This window comes from Ruegeria sp. HKCCD7255, from assembly GCF_013031565.1.
Taxonomy (GTDB): Bacteria; Pseudomonadota; Alphaproteobacteria; order Rhodobacterales; family Rhodobacteraceae; genus Ruegeria.
This window is the reverse complement of the sequence record NZ_WQAG01000003.1, coordinates 456,283-472,659: the sequence shown is the minus strand read 5'-3', so window position 1 is coordinate 472,659 and position 16,377 is coordinate 456,283. Positions and strand designations below refer to the sequence as shown.

General features: G+C 57.3%; 20 protein-coding genes, 1 tRNA gene and 1 pseudogene. 10 read left to right on the top strand and 12 right to left on the bottom strand.

Annotated features, from left to right (window positions below; translation table 11 throughout):
- Positions 1–222: 222 nt before the first annotated feature.
- On the bottom strand, positions 223–1,668 hold the full coding sequence (gene pyk, locus GOX45_RS09035) for a pyruvate kinase (RefSeq protein ID WP_171100050.1): 1,446 nt from the start codon (positions 1,666–1,668) through the stop codon (positions 223–225).
- Between the two features lie 117 nt (positions 1,669–1,785).
- On the opposite strand from pyk, the gene GOX45_RS09030 reads away from it, so the two are divergent.
- Together GOX45_RS09030 and GOX45_RS09025 are read left to right on the top strand one after the other, a co-directional pair.
- A complete protein-coding gene (locus GOX45_RS09030) occupies positions 1,786–2,523 on the top strand; it encodes an N-formylglutamate amidohydrolase (RefSeq protein WP_171100048.1) in 738 nt (245 codons plus the stop codon).
- 67 nt (positions 2,524–2,590) lie between these two features.
- The gene (locus GOX45_RS09025) at positions 2,591–2,905 is read left to right on the top strand and encodes a DUF1244 domain-containing protein (RefSeq protein ID WP_171100046.1); all 315 of its coding nucleotides are present in this window, start codon (positions 2,591–2,593) and stop codon (positions 2,903–2,905) included.
- 41 nt (positions 2,906–2,946) lie between these two features.
- Here GOX45_RS09025 and GOX45_RS09020 read toward each other — a convergent pair whose 3' ends face one another.
- The 3 genes from GOX45_RS09020 to dgcN all read right to left on the bottom strand — a co-directional run bounded on the left by GOX45_RS09020 (position 2,947) and on the right by dgcN (position 5,882).
- Positions 2,947–3,807, bottom strand: coding sequence for a D-amino-acid transaminase (locus GOX45_RS09020; RefSeq protein WP_171100044.1), 861 nt, complete (start codon positions 3,805–3,807; stop codon positions 2,947–2,949).
- Between the two features lie 30 nt (positions 3,808–3,837).
- Complete coding sequence (dgcA, locus tag GOX45_RS09015) at positions 3,838–4,803, bottom strand: N-acetyl-D-Glu racemase DgcA (RefSeq protein WP_171100043.1); 966 nt, start codon at positions 4,801–4,803, stop codon at positions 3,838–3,840.
- A gap of 77 nt (positions 4,804–4,880) precedes the next feature.
- On the bottom strand, positions 4,881–5,882 hold the full coding sequence (dgcN, locus tag GOX45_RS09010) for an N-acetyltransferase DgcN (protein ID WP_171100041.1): 1,002 nt from the start codon (positions 5,880–5,882) through the stop codon (positions 4,881–4,883).
- A 296-nt stretch (positions 5,883–6,178) separates the two neighbouring features.
- Between dgcN and GOX45_RS09005 the strand changes: the two genes are divergently transcribed.
- Positions 6,179–7,141 carry an L-malyl-CoA/beta-methylmalyl-CoA lyase gene (locus GOX45_RS09005; protein ID WP_171100039.1) on the top strand — a complete coding sequence of 321 codons (963 nt, stop codon included), beginning with the start codon at positions 6,179–6,181 and terminating at the stop codon, positions 7,139–7,141.
- A 37-nt stretch (positions 7,142–7,178) separates the two neighbouring features.
- Here the strand turns inward: GOX45_RS09005 and GOX45_RS09000 are convergent, their stop codons facing one another.
- Together GOX45_RS09000 and GOX45_RS08995 are read right to left on the bottom strand one after the other, a co-directional pair.
- Positions 7,179–7,760 (bottom strand): PA14 domain-containing protein, encoded by a 582-nt coding sequence (locus GOX45_RS09000; RefSeq protein ID WP_171100036.1) that lies wholly within the window; start codon positions 7,758–7,760, stop codon positions 7,179–7,181.
- A gap of 120 nt (positions 7,761–7,880) precedes the next feature.
- Positions 7,881–8,333, bottom strand: coding sequence for an Lrp/AsnC family transcriptional regulator (locus GOX45_RS08995; RefSeq protein ID WP_171100035.1), 453 nt, complete (start codon positions 8,331–8,333; stop codon positions 7,881–7,883).
- 73 nt (positions 8,334–8,406) lie between these two features.
- On the opposite strand from GOX45_RS08995, the gene GOX45_RS08990 reads away from it, so the two are divergent.
- Entirely contained in the window at positions 8,407–9,003 is a 597-nt protein-coding gene (locus GOX45_RS08990) for a LysE family translocator (RefSeq protein WP_171100033.1), read from the top strand.
- A gap of 1 nt (position 9,004) precedes the next feature.
- Here GOX45_RS08990 and GOX45_RS08985 read toward each other — a convergent pair whose 3' ends face one another.
- On the bottom strand, positions 9,005–9,838 hold the full coding sequence (locus tag GOX45_RS08985) for a GyrI-like domain-containing protein (protein ID WP_171100165.1): 834 nt from the start codon (positions 9,836–9,838) through the stop codon (positions 9,005–9,007).
- 122 nt (positions 9,839–9,960) lie between these two features.
- Between GOX45_RS08985 and GOX45_RS08980 the strand changes: the two genes are divergently transcribed.
- Entirely contained in the window at positions 9,961–10,923 is a 963-nt protein-coding gene (locus GOX45_RS08980; protein ID WP_171100031.1) for an acetyl-CoA carboxylase carboxyltransferase subunit alpha, read from the top strand.
- 3 nt (positions 10,924–10,926) lie between these two features.
- On the opposite strand, the gene GOX45_RS08975 is transcribed toward GOX45_RS08980, so the two are convergent.
- A complete protein-coding gene (locus tag GOX45_RS08975; protein WP_171100029.1) occupies positions 10,927–12,057 on the bottom strand; it encodes a lytic murein transglycosylase in 1,131 nt (376 codons plus the stop codon).
- Between GOX45_RS08975 and GOX45_RS08970 the strand changes: the two genes are divergently transcribed.
- Entirely contained in the window at positions 11,960–12,178 is a 219-nt protein-coding gene (locus GOX45_RS08970) for a hypothetical protein (RefSeq protein WP_171099282.1), read from the top strand. The genes GOX45_RS08975 and GOX45_RS08970 overlap by 98 nt on opposite strands.
- Here the strand turns inward: GOX45_RS08970 and GOX45_RS08965 are convergent.
- Both GOX45_RS08965 and GOX45_RS08960 read right to left on the bottom strand, forming a co-directional pair.
- Positions 12,171–12,818: a GntR family transcriptional regulator gene (locus GOX45_RS08965; RefSeq protein ID WP_171100027.1), complete on the bottom strand. Its 648-nt coding sequence runs from the start codon at positions 12,816–12,818 to the stop codon at positions 12,171–12,173. The genes GOX45_RS08970 and GOX45_RS08965 overlap by 8 nt on opposite strands.
- A 42-nt stretch (positions 12,819–12,860) precedes the next feature.
- Positions 12,861–13,544, bottom strand: a complete 684-nt coding sequence (locus tag GOX45_RS08960) for a M48 family metallopeptidase (RefSeq protein WP_254445962.1) — start codon at positions 13,542–13,544, stop codon at positions 12,861–12,863.
- Between the two features lie 100 nt (positions 13,545–13,644).
- Between GOX45_RS08960 and GOX45_RS08955 the strand changes: the two genes are divergently transcribed.
- The 4 genes from GOX45_RS08955 (at position 13,645) to GOX45_RS08945 (ending at position 15,306) form a co-directional block, all read left to right on the top strand.
- A complete protein-coding gene (locus tag GOX45_RS08955; RefSeq protein WP_171100023.1) occupies positions 13,645–13,968 on the top strand; it encodes a TIGR02300 family protein in 324 nt (107 codons plus the stop codon).
- A gap of 141 nt (positions 13,969–14,109) precedes the next feature.
- A tRNA-Ala gene (locus GOX45_RS08950) sits at positions 14,110–14,185 on the top strand.
- A gap of 100 nt (positions 14,186–14,285) precedes the next feature.
- The gene (locus GOX45_RS22310) at positions 14,286–14,393 is read left to right on the top strand and encodes a DUF6538 domain-containing protein (RefSeq protein ID WP_371808964.1); all 108 of its coding nucleotides are present in this window, start codon (positions 14,286–14,288) and stop codon (positions 14,391–14,393) included.
- Between the two features lie 34 nt (positions 14,394–14,427).
- Complete coding sequence (locus GOX45_RS08945; protein WP_171100021.1) at positions 14,428–15,306, top strand: hypothetical protein; 879 nt, start codon at positions 14,428–14,430, stop codon at positions 15,304–15,306.
- 25 nt (positions 15,307–15,331) lie between these two features.
- Here the strand turns inward: GOX45_RS08945 and GOX45_RS22075 are convergent.
- Positions 15,332–15,448, bottom strand: a pseudogene (locus GOX45_RS22075) (pirin family protein); the annotation flags it as partial.
- Between the two features lie 133 nt (positions 15,449–15,581).
- Complete coding sequence (locus GOX45_RS08940; protein ID WP_171100019.1) at positions 15,582–16,328, bottom strand: hypothetical protein; 747 nt, start codon at positions 16,326–16,328, stop codon at positions 15,582–15,584.
- Positions 16,329–16,377 lie beyond the last annotated feature (49 nt).

Here is a 16,377-nt window from a genome sequence, read left to right as displayed (position 1 = left end):
AGCCGGATTCTGGAACTAATTTGAGACTGCTCGTAGAAATACCTTCAAGACTGTCCACCTGAAGATGTGTCGCATTGTGCCAAACTCGTGTTTGGCGGTCAAATTGTGTTTATTTTTTAGGCACTGAGCGGCTTGAACCAAATGCAAAAACCCAAACTCGGACAGGGCGAGTTTGGGCTTTTCCTGCGTCAGGAAGATCTGATCTGAAAAGAAGGCTTGTGGCTATTCCGGGTCAGTGCTGTAGATCAGGCGTTCATCACAAGGTGCCACGCGTAGAATGTTGGTTGTTCCTGGAACATTGAATGGAACACCCGCAGTGACAACGATCTGATCGGTTTCGGTGGCGAACCCACCGGCGCGCGCTGCGCGGGCTGCGTTCACCACTGCACCTTTGAACCGTTCCAGCACCGGTGTCATCACACAGTTACAGCCCCAGCTGAGGCACAATCTGCGGGCGGTAGTGCGTTGAGATGTCATGGCGATGATCGGAACACCGGGCCTTTCCCGCGCTGTCAGCGAAGCTGTTGTGCCGCTTTGGGTAAAGCAACAGATTGCCTTGATGTCGGTTTTCTCAGCGATCTCACGGGCCGCCGCTACGATGCCATCAGCAATTGTCGTGCCCTTCGCGGAGCGCGAGGAGGCAATGATCTGTTCATACGTAGGGTCGGCCTCGACCTCGATCGCGACCTTGTTCATCGTTTGAACCGCCTCAATCGGGTACGATCCAGCAGCAGATTCAGCGCTGAGCATGATGGCGTCTGTGCCTTCATAGATCGCTGTTGCGACGTCCGAAACCTCGGCGCGCGTGGGCATCGGGCTGTCGATCATGCTCTCCAACATCTGAGTTGCCACAATCACCGGTTTTGCCGCACTCCGGCACTGGCGCACCAAGCGTTTCTGAATTGGTGGAACGGCGGAAACAGGCAGTTCAACACCCAGATCGCCACGGGCCACCATGATCCCGTCAGAGGCATCAAGGATAGCGGCAAAATCTTCGACCGCTGCGGGCTTTTCAATCTTGGACAGGATCGCCGCGCGCCCGTCGGCCAATGCGCGCGCTTCGAACACGTCCTTGGCGCGCTGCACAAAGCTGAGAGCCAGCCAATCGACGCCGAGTTGGCAAACGAATTCAAGGTCGTCCCGATCTTTTTCCGACAGGGCCGCCAAGGGAAGAACAACGTCAGGCACGTTGACACCCTTGCGGTTCGAGATCGTGCCGCCAACTTCGACGGTACAATTTGCGAAATCTTCGCCGCACTCCTGAACGATCAGGCGAATCTTGCCGTCATTGACCAAAAGGCGGGCACCAGGTTCAAGCGCCACGAAAATCTCGCGGTGGGGCAGGCAAACGCGCGATGCGTCGCCGGGTTCGGGATCAAGATCCAGACGGAAGCTTGCACCTTCCTCCAGCTCTTCCGCGTCATTGGCAAAGACGCCAACCCGCAGCTTGGGCCCTTGAAGGTCGGCCAGAATTGCAATCGGACTGTCCAGATCCTTTTCGATCTGACGAATGATGCGATGCCGTTCGCGAATCTCGTCATGGCTGCCGTGGCTCATGTTCAGGCGGAAGACATCCGCACCCGCCTCGTGCAGGGCGCGAATGGTATCGTAATCATTCGACGCCGGTCCCAGCGTCGCCACGATTTTCACACTTCTCAGGCGTCGCATAGGTATTGCTCTCCTCATGTCCCAAATGTTACCGCAAACAGTGTTTCAGCTGCTTATTGCGCAATTCCCTTTCCGAAGCAACTGTCCTACACCTGCGGCAAACTAGACAACAGGCTCATGACATATTCTCCGTTCTTCGTTCACGGCGCTGACCGTCCGTCGCGCTGGTTGATAAGCTGCGATCACGCCACCAATACCGTCCCACCCGAAATCTGCGAGGGCGATCTGGGCTTGCCGCGGGAGGACATGGAGCGCCACATTGCATATGACGTCGGCGCCTATGAAGTCTCAAAGCATCTGGGCGAAATGTTGAGCGCGCCTGTCGTGGCCGCAAATTTCTCGCGCTTGGTCATTGATCCCAACCGGGGCGAAGACGATCCGACCCTGCTTATGAAGCTTTATGACGGCTCGATCATTCCAGGAAACAGACATGCGGATACGGCCGAGCGCGCGCGTCGTCTGAACCTGTGTTATCGGCCCTATGACGCGGCCTTGGGCCAGTTATTGGCTCGGCCCGGCACCGTTCTGGTCTCGATGCATTCTTTCACCCGCCAATTGCGCGGGCGCGAACCGCGCCCCTGGCATATTGGGGTGTTGCATACACCGGACGAAAGGTTCTCGGCCCCTTTGATTGCGCGGTTGCAGCAAGAAGATGACCTGTGTGTCGGAGTGAATGAACCCTATGCAGGGGTCCTACCTGGTGATGCCATAGATCGACATTGCACCAAACACGGCATTCCCAATGTCCTGATCGAGCTGCGCAATGATCTGATCGCAGACCACGCGGGCCAGCGGGAGTGGGCCGAGCGATTGGCCGTGATCCTGCAAGACGCGCTTGGGCGCAGCGGACTATAGGTCAGTTGAAACGTGGGCCTTTGGTTGCTACCTCCAACAGAATACGCCACGCAATAGGAGCCGGACCATGGACAAGCAAACGGAAATCGAACTTCAGGCTGCCGCGTTTCGGCGGTTGCAAAAGCATCTGATGGAGGATCGCACGGATGTCCAGAACATCGACATGATGAATCTGGCCGGGTTCTGCCGGAACTGCCTGTCGCGCTGGTATCAGGAGGCTGCGAACGAAAAAGGTATCGAGATGGGCAAGGACGAAGCTCGTCAGATTTTCTACGGCATGACCATGGATGACTGGAAAGCCAATTATCAGACCGAGGCGAGCCCGGACAGACAGGCAGCCTTCCAAGTGGCCTTCGAAGAGAATGTCGGCAAAGAAAGCTAACGGCTGCAACAAAAAGCCCGCCAATTAGGCGGGCTTCTAAATTAGATCGCTGCCTTGCGGCTTTCGTCCAGATAGATCTCACGCAGTCGCTTGGCAATCGGCCCTGGGGTGCCATCCCCCAGCGCGACGCCGTCGATTTCGATTACAGGCATGACAAAGGCACTGGCCGAGGTGGTAAAGGCTTCATCAGCCTCTTTCGCCTCGTCGATGGTGAACAGGCGCTCTTCGATTTCCATCTGCGCTTCTTGCGCCATCCGCAGCACCGCCTTGCGAGTGATCCCATGCAGGATGTCAGTTGACAGCGGGCGCGTGACGATCTTGCCGTTTTTCACGAAATAGGCGTTGTTGCTGGTGCCTTCTGTCACATAGCCATCTTCGATCATCCAGGCGTCATCGCAGCCCGCGGCCTTGGCCATCATCTTGCCCATCGATGGATAGAGCAGTTGCACGGTCTTGATATCCCGACGCCCCCAGCGGATGTCGTCGATCGATATGATCTTGGCGCCTTTCTTCGATGCCGGGCTGTCGGCCAGGCCGGGTTTGTTTTGGGTAAACAGAACCAGCGTTGGCTTGGTATCCGCAGAGGGAAACACAAAATCCCGGTCGCCATCGCTGCCACGCGACACTTGCAGGTACACCAACCCCTCGTCGATCTCGTTCAGGTCCACCAGCTTCCGGTGAATCTCCAGCAACTCGTCCTTGCTGCACGGCTCGGCCATCTGCAATTCGTCCAGTGAGCGTTTCAGGCGCACCGCGTGGCCTTCAAAGTCGATCAGCTTGCCGTCCAGAACGCTTGTCACCTCATAGACGGCGTCCGCCATCAGGAAGCCGCGGTCAAAGATCGAAACCTTGGCCTCGGTCTCGGGCAGGTATTCGCCATTTACGTAAACGGTGCGGGTCATGCTTGTTCCTTTTCGTCTCGAAGGCTTGGGTCAGCCCCAAAGTGTGGCCGCAGGCGGGTGGACCCCTGCTTCATCAAATCTCAGCGGGGTAGAGCGGTCTTCGGCCAACAGAAGCGGGCCGTCAAGGTCTGTGACCATCGCACCCTGTGCCAGCAGTGTTGCAGGCGCCATCGCCAAAGAGCTGCCGACCATGCAGCCCACCATGATCTTGTAGCCCTCGGCTAGCGCCGCCTGACGCAGGGCCAAAGCCTCGGTCAAGCCACCGGTCTTGTCCAGCTTGATATTCACCACGTCATATTTGCCTTTCAGCGCGGGCAGGCTGGCGCGGTCATGGCAGGATTCGTCGGCACAGACAGGCACCGGACGCTCCATCCCGATTAGCGCGTCATCGTCCCCGGCGGGCAGGGGCTGTTCCACAAGCGCCACGCCCAGACGCACCAGATGCGGGGCCAGGTCGGTATAGACATCGGCGGACCAACCTTCATTGGCGTCGACGATGATCGTGGATTTGGGCGCACCCGCGCGTACCGCCTCAAGACGCGGCATGTCGTCAGGGGTGCCCAGCTTGATTTTCAGCAGCGGGCGATGGGCATTGGCCGTGGCCTGTGCCCGCATCGCGTCTGGCGTATCCAAGGACAAAGTATAAGCCGTGATTTCAGGGCCCGGTACCGTAAGCCCGGCCAAGTCCCAGGCGCGTTTCCCTGCGCGTTTGCATTCCAGATCCCAAAGGGCGCAATCCACCGCATTCCGCGCCGCGCCAGCGGGCAGGAGGTCGATCAACGACTGCCGTGTGAATTCTGCGGGAAGGGCGGCTATCTCGGCCTCGACCGACTCCAGCGTCTCAGCATAGCGCGAATAGGGCACGCATTCGCCCCAGCCCTGATGTCCCCCGTCCGAGATTCGAACCGTCAGCACCTTTGCCTCGGTCCGGGATCCGCGCGAGATGGTGAACACCTGCGCCAGCTGAAACACATCGCGAGAGACTTCTACCTGCACGCACCCCGTCCTTCTTCTCGTTCCAATTACGGCCGCCGGAGGCGGATCAAGACCCACCAACCGGCGCGCCGTTCAGATCACAACGCGGCCAGCGCGTCCACCAGTTTACCGGCGCCAAAGCGATAGGGGTCTGTCGCGGGCAGGCCCATCTCGGCCGCGACCTTGGCGATATAGTCTTTCGCCGCGTCCTCGCTCAGATGCTGTGTGTTGATTGAAACACCGGCAACCTGGCAATCGGGGTTTGCGACGCGCGCCAGCGGCAGCGCCGTGTCGCGCAGCTGTGCCAGAGTCGGCAACGAATATTCGGGCAGGCCGCGCATATGCGTCCGCGTGGGTTCATGACACAGGATCAGCGCATCAGGCTGGCCGCCATGGATCAGCGCCATGGTCACGCCGGAATAGGACACATGGAACAATGAGCCCTGACCCTCGATATGATCCCAGTGATCCGCATCGTTTTCAGGCGTCAGATATTCGACAGAGCCTGCCATGAAATCCGCGATCACTGCGTCCAGAGGTACCCCTTGCCCAGTGATCAGAATGCCTGTCTGGCCTGTGGCGCGGAAGGTCGATTTCATTCCGCGCTTGCGCATTTCGGCATCCATCGACATCGCGGTATACATCTTGCCCGCTGAACAATCGGTGCCCACGGCCAGACAGCGCTTGCCGCTGCGCTTTTTGCCATTGGCGATCGGATAGCCAACGGTCGGAACCCGCACATCATGCAAAGTGCCACCATGGGTTTGCGCTGCGGCCACCAGATCCCCTTCGTCGCGCAGCAGATTGTGCAGGCCCGAGGCCAGATCATATCCCATCTCAAGCGCGGCGATCAAAACCTCTTTCCAGGCTTCGCTGATGATGCCACCCCGGTTGGCCACACCGATGACCAGAGTTTTGGCTCCGGCCTCTTTGGCTTCGGCCAATGTCATGTCGGTCAAGCCAAGATCGGCTTGGCAACCTTCCATCCGCAACTGGCCCACAGCGTTTTCCGGACGCCAGTCCCTAATGCCAATTGCCACTTTGGCCGCCAACATGTCGGGCGCATCGCCCAAAAACAACAGATACGGTGTCTCGATCATCGCGCTGCACTCCTTTGATTCCGGGACAAGGTAAAGAAGCGGCTCAACGAAGGCTTCGCTATTTGCCCGGGCTTTGACTGGAGGAGTGGGAAAATTTCCTGCTTTTCGGAAAACAAACGCGAAATTCTTCGAAGTTTTCAAAGTGATCAAACTTTCATCACCCTCAAGTGGCTCCGTTCGCCACTTTTGCTGCAGACGCATTGCCGCAGTCGCACAATGGTGGTTGCGCATGTCTTGGTAATTTAATACCCAATCGAGTGACGAAATCGTAATTTCATTGCTTGCACGAGGCCCAGATGAGTTTCCGTATCCAACCCAGCGCTCCGGCGCGACCTAATCGCTGCCAGCTGTTTGGCCCGGGATCAAACACCAAACTCTTTCCCAAAATGGCGGCCTCGGCAGCGGATGTGATCAACCTTGATCTGGAAGACTCAGTCGCGCCATCCGACAAAGACGCGGCCCGCGCCAATGTGATCGAGGCGCTCAATACGGTTGATTGGGGCTCGAAATACATGTCGGTGCGGATCAACGGGTTGGACACACCCTATTGGTACCGCGATGTGGTGGACGTGCTGGAACAGGCGAGTGACCGTCTGGATCAGATCATGATCCCCAAAGTGGGGTGCGCTGCGGATGTCTACGCAGTTGATGCGCTTGTCACTGCAATCGAGCGTGCCAAGGGACGCACCAAGCCTATCTCCTTTGAAGTCATCATCGAATCTGCGGCCGGTATCGCCCATGTTGAAGAGATCGCTGCCGCGTCCCCCCGTTTGCAAGCGATGAGCTTGGGTGCCGCGGATTTTGCGGCCTCAATGGGCATGCAAACGACTGGGATCGGTGGCACGCAAGAGAACTATTACATGTTGCGCGAGGGCGAGAAACACTGGTCGGACCCGTGGCATTGGGCGCAAGCTGCTATCGTGGCCGCCTGCCGTACCCATGGCGTTCTGCCTGTTGATGGCCCGTTTGGCGATTTCTCGGATGACGAAGGTTATATCGCGCAGGCCAAACGTTCGGCGACACTAGGGATGGTTGGAAAATGGGCGATTCATCCGAAACAGATCGCTCTGGCCAATCAGGTGTTCACCCCGTCAGACGCAGCGGTTTCTGAGGCGCGCGAGATTTTGGCGGCGATGGAACAGGCCAAAGCCAATGGGGAGGGCGCGACCGTCTACAAAGGTCGCCTTGTTGATATCGCCTCAATCAAACAGGCCGAGGTGATCGTGACGCAGGCCGAATTGATTGCCGCCGGAAGCTGATCAAAAAAGGCGCTCAGTTGAGCGCCTTTTGTCCATTCTACCGGCCAAAGACATCGTTTGGCGTCCACGTAAGACGCTCACCCTGCTTGCCCCATTTCATCATTAGACAAGACGCGACGTACTTCTGAAAATACTTGATATGCAGTGGGTACCAACCCGCTTGGGGAACTTCCACTTCCGTCCGCTGGTTGCGATCGCATGGCTGCCGATTGTTGAGATACCCAACTTGTTGTCCACCGATCCATGCATCAATGCCATCATTTGACCAGGTTTCCAGCTCGTAAATACCGGGTGCGTCAAAGCGGATATATCCGGTGATTTCTGCAGCTACATTGTATGCCTTGTCGTAGGTCAATACTGGATCACCATCATTGGTTTCTCGGTAGTCCAGCCCTCTCAACGGAGGGCCAGGCTGAGCTTTCTTAAGCAGATGCTCTACCTTGGCCAAATTCTGGATTTTGCGTGGCGGGTTGCCTTCCCAGGCATATTTGACGTCCAGACCTGCCTTCGGGTTCGAGGGTTGTGGGCTGGCGGGTTGCAGCTTGAGCGGTGCTGCAAAGGCCGCTCCGGCCAATAAGGCAACGCAGGTCGCGATTGCCCCCATCCGTGCGTAGTTCATCTTTGGTCTCCCTGACTGTGCGCCTCTTTTGGTGTTTTTCAACGATAAGGCTGCTATTTTCAGATGACACTAAGCTGTGAATTTTAACCTCGCAAGATTATTAAATTCACAGTTTTTCCGTTACGCGCGCAGGTCTTTGGGTGAATCCATCACCACATAGGTGGTGATTGAGGTGACATGGGGCAGGGTCCCCAACACATCGGTATGGAAGGTTTTGTAGGCCGACATATCCGCACATTCAACGCGCAGCAGGTATTCGATTGTGCCGGTAATGTTATGGCATTCGACAACCTCGGGCGCATTTTGCAAGGCGCGTTCAAACCCTTCCTGCGCGGCTTTGGTGTGCTCGCCCAGCCCAACGCCGATATAGGCGGTAAAGCCGACGCCAAGCGCCACCGGGTTCAGAACCGCGCGATAGCCAGAGATCACGCCTGCCCGCTCCAGCTCCTGCACCCGACGCAGGCAGGCAGAGGGCGACAGGCCCACGCGATGGGCGAGATCCTGATTGCTGATCCGCCCGTCGCGCGAAAGCTCGTGCAATATTCTGCGGTTTAGATCATCAAACTTGGTCATTGATTGTGAGGTTTAGAGATCTGCGCATGAAAAGGCAATTTCATTTGCCTGCACCCAAGAGATTATGCACCACATGACATATGATCTGCTCTTTGCCTTGATGACCTTTGCTTTTGTCTCGTCGATCACGCCGGGGCCCAACAACCTCATGCTGATGGCCTCGGGCGCGAATTTTGGCTTTCGGCTGAGCGTGCCGCATATGCTGGGGATCGGCATCGGCTTTACCCTGATGGTGGTTCTGGTGGGGGCGGGGCTGGTTCAGGTCTTTGACCGGTTTCCGGTCAGCTATACAGTGCTGAAGGTCGCTTCGGTCATGTATCTTGTGTATCTGGCCTGGAAGATTGCCCATGCAGCACCTGTACAGTTGGGCGGCGCAGCGGGCAAACCGATGACTTTCCTGCAGGCTGCGAGTTTTCAGTGGGTGAACCCCAAGGCCTGGGCCATGGCACTGACTGCGACAACTGCGTACACGCCGGATCAGACATTTTATGCCGTGTTGATTGTGGCCTTGGTCTTTGGTGCGATCAACCTGCCTTCGGTCAGCGCCTGGACCATCCTGGGGCAGCAAATGGCGCGGGTGCTTACGAACCCGCGCCGGTTGGTGATCTTCAACTGGACCATGGCGGCTTTGCTGATCGCGTCACTCTATCCGGTCCTTTGGCCGACCTGAGCTATTTCAAAGGCAGGCATATTTCGGTCAACAACTCCTCGGGCGCGGTCTCGCGCGGATCGTTTAGATAGATCTCATAGCACGGCTGATCGGCAGGTTCTTCGCCTGATGTCGGCAACCAATTGCCAAACAGGCTGTGATACGCCGCGTGCAGCCCTGAATAGGGGCCTTTGAAGGTCAGAACGGCCGTCTTTCCACCTGGGATTTCAAGATTTTCCATCCCTTCAGGTGTGGCGTCACCGCGAAACTCTGCCCCGGCATAACTGCGCAGTTGGTCTTCGGGTACAGCGTCAGGGCTGTCGAGGTACAGGCCGATCACCGGGCCAACTTGCGGCCAAAGCTGACGCGCCTCGCACAAAGCGCCAAAGGCCTCGAATTTCTTTCCGATCTCGGCGTAGCTGCCTTTGTGGGGCAAGGCGACAACGCGCCGGGCAGGTTCGGTCCGTGTTTCTACAGGATGCATTGGGTATTCTCCGGTTCTGAAATGTGGATTGGCAGGCAGAAATTGTCCCGATTTGCGGAATTCAACCGGGCTGCTGCCATAGGCCTCGGAAAAGGCCCGCGCAAAGGATTTCAGGTTAGGATAGCCGATATCTGCTGCCACCTTGTCGACCGCCGTGTTCGTTTGAACCAGCCAACAGGCCGCGCGGTGCAAACGGATCCTGCGCACAGCCTGTGCACAGGTCTCGCCTGTCAGCGCGCGAAACACCCGGTGCCAGTGAAACCGCGACATCGCGGCGACGTCGGCCAAGGCATCCAGCGACAAATCACCAGCAGGATTGTCATAGATATACGACAACACACGCAGCACCCGTTTCTCATAGCTGTTTGCCATTTGGCATCCTTCCTGTTCCTTGCCTGTTCTGGATCGCATGACCACGCTCCACAAATCTTGCTGAGTTGCATCCTGCGCAACGTCAGGTCATATAGCAGGGAAATTCCGCGTTGAGAGGCGTCATGACCCAGTATCTGGATTTCGAAAAACCATTGGCCGAGATCGAAGGCAAAGCTGAAGAGCTGCGCGCGCTGGCCCGTGCCAATGAGGAAATGGATGTGGCCGAAGAGGCCGCGGCGCTGGATGCCAAGGCGGCCAAGCTGTTGGATGAGCTTTATGCTGACCTTACCCCGTGGCGGAAATGTCAGGTGGCGCGGCACCCCGAGCGCCCCCATTGTAATGACTATGTCGATGCGCTGTTTACCGAGTTCACACCGCTGGCAGGCGACCGGAACTTTGCGGATGACCTGGCGGTGATCGGTGGTTTGGCGCGGTTCGAAGATCGGCCTGTGATGGTGATTGGCCATGAAAAGGGCTCGGACACCAAATCGCGGATCGAACGCAATTTCGGCATGGCGCGCCCGGAAGGATATCGCAAGGCTGTACGCCTGATGGAAATGGCGGGGCGGTTTGGTCTGCCGGTGATCACTCTGATCGACACTGCAGGGGCTTATCCGGGCAAAGGCGCTGAGGAGCGTGGGCAATCCGAGGCCATCGCGCGCTCGACCGAGATGTGCCTGAAGATCGGTGTCCCGCTGGTCTCGGTCATCATCGGTGAGGGTGGATCAGGCGGCGCGGTTGCCTTTGCAACAGCCAATCGGGTCGCGATGCTGGAGCACTCGGTCTATTCGGTGATTTCGCCAGAGGGCTGCGCCTCGATTCTTTGGAAAGACGCTGAAAAGATGCGCGAAGCGGCTGAAGCGCTGCGCCTGACAGCGCAGGATTTGTACAAACTGGGTGTGTGCGACCGCATCATCAACGAGCCCAAGGGTGGCGCGCATCGCGACCCACTGGCGGCGATGACATCGGTGCGCAAGGCCATTGCCTCGATGCTGAAAGATCTGGACGGCAAGGATGCGGCGGCCCTTATTAAAGACCGCCGCCAAAAATTCCTGGATATCGGCTCAAAAGGCTTGGCGGCCTAAGCATTAGCCACCCAATCGCCGCAACAAAGCAACCGAGGGCTCTCCGGTCACGGGCAGCCCGTTGGCACGCTGATAGGCCGAGATTGCGGATTTCGTATTGTTCCCAATCACCCCGTCCGCGCCTTGCGTGTCGTAGCCTGCTGCGGTCAGGCGGCGTTGCAGAGCCTTTCGGTCATCCAGCGTCAGCCCTGTGGCATCGGGTCCGAATGAGGCCTGAAACGGCGCGCCACCTGCGATGCGGTCCGACAGATGACCAACGCCAATCGCATAGCTGTCCGAGTTGTTATACCGTTTGATCACCTGAAAGTTGCGAAACACAGCGATGCGCGGGCCCGGTGTTTGTGGTTGCAATACGGCGACCGGAGTACCTGACACCGTGCCAGCTTCGCCGCCCCAAGGCTGCCCGCGTACCCAACCCGCGCGCGACAGATAGGCGGCGGTTGAAGCCAGCGAATCTGTCGGGTCATCCGACCAGATATCGCGCCGGCCGTCGCCGGTGAAATCCACCGCATAGGCCAGGTAAGAGGTTGGGATGAACTGCGTATGGCCCATCGCCCCGGCCCAACTGCCGGTCATCTTGTCAGGCGTGGTGTCGCCGTTCTGAATGATCTTCATGGCGGCGATTAACTGGCTTTCAAAAAATTGCCCGCGCCTGCCGTCATAGGCAAGCGTCGACAGTGCCGATACGACCTGCACGTCACCGCGCCGCGCACCGTATCGGCTCTCTAACCCCCAAACAGCCACGACAACCTCTTTGTCGACGCCATATTGCTGTTCAATCTGGCTGAGCGTTCCATTGTATTTTCGCAGCATCGCCTGACCGGTGCTGATACGCTCATCCGAGGCTGCGATGGCCAAATAATCCTCAAGCGAGCGCTTGAACTCGACCTGATTACGGTCACGCTCGATCACTCCGGGCAGGTAGCCGGCGCCTTGGAAAGCGCGGTCTATTGTGGCCTGCGAGATCCCTTGCGACGCCGCGCGCCCCTTGAAACTGGCGACCCACGCGTCATAGCCCGGATTGGGAACGGCACGCATGCGCGATGGGGCCCGGCTGTTCGAAGGCGTGCCTCCGGTACAGGCGGCGACCAAAGACGCCCCAAGCCCGATGGAAAATGTCCGTCGTTTAATCATGTTCGGTGACTGCTCTGTTTTGATGATTGCCCGTATACTAGCGCAGTTTATGAATTCGAGCCAGAACCTGTCGGCTGTTGAGGTTCAGGTTTTTGTAATGGGCGGGTCTCTGCTCAGCTGACCAGCATACGCAAGCCTTGGGTCACGTCGGATCGCACGGCAAGCCGCAGCCCCGGTTCGTCACCCGCTTTTAGCGCCGCAATGATCAGTTTGTGATAGCGCGGGGGTTCGGTTCTTCGCAGGCGTCCATATAGAGCGCGCATCGTGGGCCCCAATTGCAGCCAAACCGTTTCGGCCATAGCCAGCATCGCAGGCGCTTGCGCACGCAGGTACAAGGTGCGGTGAAACTCCAGATTGGAGCGGATATAGCCAACAGCGTCGCGCTTGGTGACCATTTCAGCCACGTTCAGGTTAATGCTTTGTAGCCGGTCGATCAGCGCAATGTGGGCGCGGGGCAGGGCGCGACTGGCCAGTTCAACCTCAAGCAACGCGCGCAAGGCGGCCAGTTCTTCGATACGGTCATTGCTAAGCTCGGGCGTCGAGACACGCCCCGACGTGGACAAAGACAACGCGCCCTCGGCGGCCAGTCGGCGCACAGCTTCGCGGGCCGGTGTCATCGAAACGTCGAATTCTTTGCCGATCCCGCGCAGGGTCAGGGCGTGTCCGGGTGCGATCTCGCCATGCATGATGCGCGACCGCAATGCGCGATACACCCGGTCATGGGTTGCGGGCTGAGAGTCAGAGGTGCGCGGGGTGTTCATTTCCCTATGTGATCACAAAACTCTCGCGGGTCAACAGCCGGATCACTCAAAGCGATACCGATGCAGGGCCGCACCGTTTTCGCGCAGCCAGCGGCGTTGTGCCTTGCAGGGCCCAAAGATCTTTTCAACCTGCGCCCAGAATGCCGGGGAATGGTTCATCTCAGCCAGATGCGCCACCTCATGCGCGGCCACATAATGCAGGACGTCGGAGGGCGCCAGGATCAGCCGCCACGAGAACATCAGCCCGCCCGCAGAACTGCACGATCCCCAGCGAGACCGCGTGTCGCGCAGTGTCAGTGTCGTGTAAGACCGACCCAATATGGCGGCATAGTCGTCGCAGGCTTCGGTCAATCGATCCCGCGCCAGTTCTTTTAGAAACCGCGCCAGACGCCGCGCTTCCGAGCCCTCTGGCAAGGCCACTTCACGCGCAGTCAGCGCTACCCTGCGACCGGTTGCGCGCACGATTCGTCGCTCGACCCCTTCGATCGGGATCAACTGTCCGATTTGCACCAGAGCAGGGTCTGGCTGGTCCTGCAGATGCTGTCGGATCCACCCTTCTTTCTGCTGTGCGAAACTCAGCGCTTCGGTCTCGGCCACACCATGGGGGTAGGTCAGTGTAACCCGCCCATCCAACTGGGAAATCCGCAGCGAGATGCGCCGCGCGCGGGCCGATTTCCGCAATGTCAGAGGCACCGGAGGTGTTCCGGGCAGCGCATGATGCCCCATAGTCGTTTTCCCTTTGCGTAAAGGCTTTGACAGTCCCCGCCTCTTATGGCAGGTGACCTGAATCATTTATAGGATTCACCTGATATCAAGGGGATTTGATATGCCCAAGGAAGAATGGGGCGTAAAGCGTGTTTGCCCGACCACTGGCAAACGCTTTTACGACCTGAACAAGGACCCGATCGTCAGCCCCTACACGGGTGAGATCGTCGAACTGGAAACCGGCAAAAGCCGCATGATCGCCGCTGACGCGGAAGATGCAGCCTCGGTCAAAGCGCGTGAGGCGTCGTCGGAAGACGATATTGTGCTGGATGATGACGACGATAACGTCGATGTCGAACTGGACGATGATCTGCTGGAAGACGATGAGGACGACAACGTCTCGTTGGACGATATCACCGATATGTCGTCAGAAGACGAGTCCTGATCCGGTCAGGGGCGACCTGTTCGCCCCGTCCTCTTTGTTTGCAGGATCGAGTGAAAGATTTTCGCCAATCTCGCGATTTACTCTTGCACTCGCCCGCGACGTCTCCTAAACGTCCGTCCACCGCAACGGCGGTACCTGCATGGGGCCTTAGCTCAGTTGGGAGAGCGCTTGCATGGCATGCAAGAGGTCAGGGGTTCGACTCCCCTAGGCTCCACCATCCTTCCATGATATGCTTTGAACTCAATAACTTCATGGTTTTCAATGGTTTTTCCAAGGGTCTGTTACATTGAGGTGTTACAGTGAGGAACCTTGAGAAGATGCCTGGACACCCCCGTCTGTACCGCCGTGGATCGACATATTATCACCGTGCAGCCGTCCCCAAAGATATCGCTGACTCGTACGGAAAGGTCGAAGAAACCTTCTAGCATTCAAGAACATCCACGCATCAGGCTAACACGCATGCTGGAAACTCTCGGCAGTGCCGTCTTCAAAGTTGGTAACGCGAAGCTGACGGGCGGCACCCACGTTCTTCAGCAGCCCTCCGGTCTAGTTTTCACAAGCGGTGATTGCGGATGGACCTTTGATCTCTCCGAGGCCCGTGCGTTCCAAGCTGATGATGCCCCGATGTTTGGGGCAGCAATCGTCCCATTGAGTGAAGCTCGTCAAATCATCGTCACTGTCGACGGTCTGGACAGTATGTACAGTAGCGTTCGTTTGCCCTTTCCGGCAATGTTGTTGACGATACCGGAAACTCAGACCGGCTTCTGGCCAGCAGCGCTTATTACACAAGACGAAGATGCGCTCTACACGCAGGTGTTTTTTTCCAATGACGAAGGCTCTCTACCCAATCTTCTCATTTTCGAGTCTCGAGGAACGTCGGTTGACGTGCGACATTCCCCGTCACTGAAACTCGCGCGAGCATATGGGGATGACATCACGGATGATGCGGCGATGGAACAGGAGAAATCCTTGTGCTTTATGTTCTTGAGTATAGCGGTTGGGATGTCGGTTTTGTTCGACCACAACGCGATGTTAGAGAAGGATGAAGTGCCTGCCTACCCACGTGCCGAACGGCGGAGACATCAGAAGTCGGGTCGTACTCTACCAAACAGACGGATTATAAAGGTCAAACTAGGCGAACTTGGGAAACGACAGCTTCAAGCGACCCAAGAAATAGACGACCACGGCGACGAGGAGAGACAGACACGCCGTGCGCATTGGGTTCGGGGTCATATGATGCGTAACCGGGCAGGAGGTTTGAGTTGGCGGAACCCTCATGTCCGAGGTGCTGGCCCAATCATTGAGCAAGAAAGGCGGGTCTCATTCGACGAGGATTGAATGCGGTTGGCTTGGCGAACGAAGGCTACCTTCTCGGAAGGGGGATGAACTCCTGATCGTCACCGGGCGGGAGATGGAAACGGGGATTACTATCCCATGCCTCAGCCCGCCAAGCCTCTTTGGCTTCCTCAATGCGCTCCTTGTATGCCGTCTGACCGCTTCGAGCCCAAAGGCGACCACGATGATCGCTGGCAGCGCCATAAGGCTTGTCGCAAGTACCATGGCGTATTGAGATGCGGTACAGGGCGCGACCGCAGTTTTAACGAAATTGCGACCTAGTAATTGAATCTGAGTCCAATCCCGGCGCCTTGGTCATAGGGGCGATCAGCACCAATTCCGATCAGCACGTCTGCATAGAGCGCCACTCCAGGGCTCAGGTTCTTTCCGAACTGGAATTCTGCGGTCGCGGGCCAGGCGTCATTCTCCCAATCATAGGGCGCTTTAATATCTGCTTTGATCCAATACCCTTCACCAAATGGCTGAAGTGCAATTAGGCGCATCGCGGTTTGGCTGACATCAGTTGGTCCATTGTAAGATGCAAAGTGCTGGACCAGAGGGATCAGAGTCAGCCCAGTATTAGTGTTTGCAAATGCGAACCCACCAAATGGGGCTATCTGATCCGACCCGGTGCCGATGCCTTCGTCGGGGTCACCAAAATCGAGGATCCACTCCAAACCAAGTGCAGACTTCACGCTCCAGGTGTCATCCAAGGGTTTCTGTGAGGGAAAGTAGATCAGCTTGAAGCTTGTCTTTTCGAACCCTTTGAACCTTTCGCCAGTAGCATTCGTTGAATTGTAGTGGAGCTCGTATTTTAGTTTCAGATCGGGGCGTAACATGTATGCACCATCGACAAAGGTATCCCGACGGTCTGCATCCCCTCCAAGATCAAAGTACTGATATCGAATGTCGGTGTTGTTAACCGCAGCCAATGGATTTGACGCGTTTTCCTCAGCTTCGGAAGCAGAGCCTACCACGAGCAATTCACAGATCAGTGGAACAAGACAATGGAAGTTGCGTGACATCATACACCTGAGAGAAGTTGGAGGGTCAGGTGAGACGGCGACAGGTTCT